Here is a 3,173-nt window from a genome sequence, read left to right as displayed (position 1 = left end):
ATAGATGTTTTTTTGGAGATGTTTGGAAGTCAGTTAGAAGTTGTACATAAAGGCTATCAACTGATTGTTAAAAAAATTGGCAATCAAAGTTTGGGCGAAGAGCAAACTCTGTTGTCTCTGGGTTGGGAAAAGTTGGGGGATATTGCAGCGAATTCCGGTTATTTGGATGAGGCGAGCCATCGCTATCAAACAGCTATTAAAATTAAGTCGGGCAACTACTTAACTTACCACAAGTTGGGTAAAGCTCTGCAAGAGAAAGAACTGTTTGACGAAGCTAGGATCGCTTACCAAAGGGCGATCGCACTCAACCCTAATTTTAGTTGGTCTTACCACTTTTTGGGGGAAACTTGGCAGGCGATTGAGGAACAGGGCGAAGCGGCTGCTGCTTACCGCAAAGCTATTGAGTTAAATCCCGATTTTTGTTGGACTTACAACAATTTAGGTGATGTGCTGATGGAGCTTTCTGAGTGGGAGGAAGCTGCTGTTGCTTACCGCAAGTTAGTTGAAATAAATCCCGATTTTTGTTGGTCTTACGAGAGATTAGGTAAGGCTTTGATTGCACTGGAAAATTGGGGAGAAGCGACGGCGGCTTACCGCAAAGCTATTGAATTAAATCCCGATGATTGTTGGCTGTACAATTGTTTGGGGGAAGTTCTGGAATCACAAGAAAATTGGTCTGAAGCAGCAGTTGCTTTTGGTCGTGCTATCGAGCTCGAATCTGAGCAGAGTTGGCTGTACAAAAAGTTGGGTGATGCACTGCGGAATCAAGGGGATTTAGAAAGGGCGATCGCAATTTACGAAAAAGGCATCAATCTCGATCCCAAATCCTGTTGGTTTTACAAAGGATTGGGTTTGAGTTTAATTGCAAAACAGCAGTGGGAACCTGCAATCACTACTTTAGTTCAAGCACTGCAAATTAAACCAGATTTGTTGGAAGCTTACGATAATATAGGTTATGCTCTGGAACAACAAGGAGAAGTCGATGAGAGCGATTGGGAAAAATGCAGCCATCAAATCTTACCGTTAAGTGTTCTCAAAAAATACTGTCAGTTTACAGAGGATATGATAGTCGCCGCCGAGTCAAATCCGAACATCTCTTGCATTGACATCTATCCTGCAACCCAAATCAATTTATCCGCCTCCCAAACTACCGACAATAACAATAACTTACTTTCCCCAAAAAAAATTTACATCAAAAAAGCTTTCGTTGCCATACTGCCAAACGGACGAGCTTGGGCAGATGTCATTAATACTGCGGCAATTACTTCAGATAATAAACTTGTTCTCGATGTTTCAATGGGTTGTCCTGAATTAATAGTAACTTCCGACAAATTGCCTCCTGTGGAGCATATAGATGGAAGTGTTGCTTTTTTGTCCGCTCCCTGGGGAGGAGCTTATTTTCATTGGATGTTTGATGTAATTACCCGGTTTGATCATATACAACGGAGCGGGTTAATAGATAGTGTAGATAAGTTTGTTGTCAATGCCGGCGATTATACTTATCAAAAAGAAACTTTAAATACTTTAGGAATTCCTCAATATAAAATTTTAGAAAGTGGCTGTTCCTTTCACATAACTGCCGATAATTTAATAGTTCCGTCAATTTGTAAAGATGGATCTGGCACCTCAAAATGGAAGTGTGAATATCTAAAACAGTCATTTTTGAACCATAAAATACCACTAAAAACCGACTGTTCAGAGCGAATTTATATCACCCGTCAACAAGCATCCTATCGGCGAATCGTCAACGAAGAAGAAGTAGTTAATTACTTACAAAAATTTGGGTTTCGCAGTGTCAAGCTGGAAACGATGTCGGTAGCGGAACAAGCAGCCTGTCTGGCTGCTGCTAAAGTAGTTGTAGCACCCCACGGAGCTGGATTGACTAATCTAGTTTTCTGCACTCCGGGAACTAAAGTAATCGAAATTTTTTCTCCTATGTATGTGCCAAGTTGTTATTGGACTATTAGCAATTTGTGCGGTTTGGAACATTACTCTTTAATTGGCGATTTGGTTAATGATAGAACTCCGATAAAACCTTTACATAAAGATATGCGGTTGGATGTGAAGTCGCTGGAAAAATTAATGAATCTTGCAGGAGTTTTGCATGGATAATGACTACCACAATTTGGGTAATTCCCTGCAAGAAAGCGGTCGGTTTGATGAGGCTGTTGCTGCTTACAAAAAAGCTATTGAATTAAATCCTAATTTTTCTTGGTCTTATCACAGTTTGGGCGATGTTTTGCTGAAAGTTGAAAAATGGGAGGAAGCTGTCGCTGCTTACAAAAAAGCGGTTGAGTTAAATCCCGATTTTTCGTGGTCTTATCACAATTTGGGCGATGCTTTGCTGAAACTTCGGCAATGGGAAGAAGCTGCTGCTGCTTACCGCTGCGAGATTGCACTCAACTCGGATTTTGCTTGGTCTTTTTGCAATTTAGGCGACGCTTTAACTAAACTAAAACAGTGGGATGAAGCTATCGCTACGTATTTAAAAGCTATTGAACTTGACGGAGATTTGCCGGGAATTTACGAGAAGTTGGGATACGCTCTCGGACAAACAGAGTCGGATTTAAACTTAGTGTTAGAACAATCTCAATTGCAAGTTACACCGGAAAATTGGGAGTTTTATTTGCAGTTAGGAGAGAATTTAGCCAAGTACGATCGCCCAAAAAGCGCAATTATTCTTTACAAAATGCTCTTGACAAATATGCCGGATTGTGAAGAACTGTCAGCAGGATTAGAGGAGTTGTTGCAGCAGCAAGAAAAGTGCGTAAGCGTTGCCCTCGAAGAGGATCGTGCATTAGCCTCATCTCGCGCAACTGTCGCCCAAAAACCCGATGATTGCTGGTCTTATTACAATTTAGGTGCTGTTTTGAGCCACCAAAAATATTGGGAGGAAGCGGCGGCGGCATTTTTCCAAGCAATAGAAATAAATCCCGATCTTCCTTGGTGGTTTTATTACAATTTGTGGGAAGTTTTTGTTAGGCAAGACAAGCTAGATGAAGTTGAGAACTTGTACCGCGAAGTTGTTGCAGCTAAACCGGAGGCTTTTTGGCCTTATCTGAATTTGGGGGAAGCTTTGACGAGGCAAGGTAAAATTGCCGAGGCGATTGATTTTTATCGAACTGTCAGTTACAAACAAAGTTTTGCATCTATTCTCAGTAAGAGAACAGGCA

Annotated in this window: 2 protein-coding genes; both read left to right on the top strand. The window is 41.2% G+C overall.

Annotated elements, in window-relative coordinates:
- Positions 1–2,112 (top strand): tetratricopeptide repeat protein (locus QUB16_RS01200; RefSeq protein ID WP_333313443.1); only part of this gene is annotated, 2,112 nt, incomplete at its 5' end.
- On the top strand, positions 2,105–3,173 hold a 1,069-nt coding region (locus tag QUB16_RS01195; RefSeq protein WP_333313441.1), incomplete at its 3' end, for a tetratricopeptide repeat protein. The genes QUB16_RS01200 and QUB16_RS01195, both read left to right, overlap by 8 nt.

The organism is Microcoleus sp. D3_18a_C4, assembly GCF_036702415.1.
Taxonomy (GTDB): domain Bacteria; phylum Cyanobacteriota; class Cyanobacteriia; order Cyanobacteriales; family Microcoleaceae; genus Microcoleus.
Note: the sequence above shows the minus strand (reverse complement) of the source record. Positions and strands in the feature narration are given on the sequence as shown.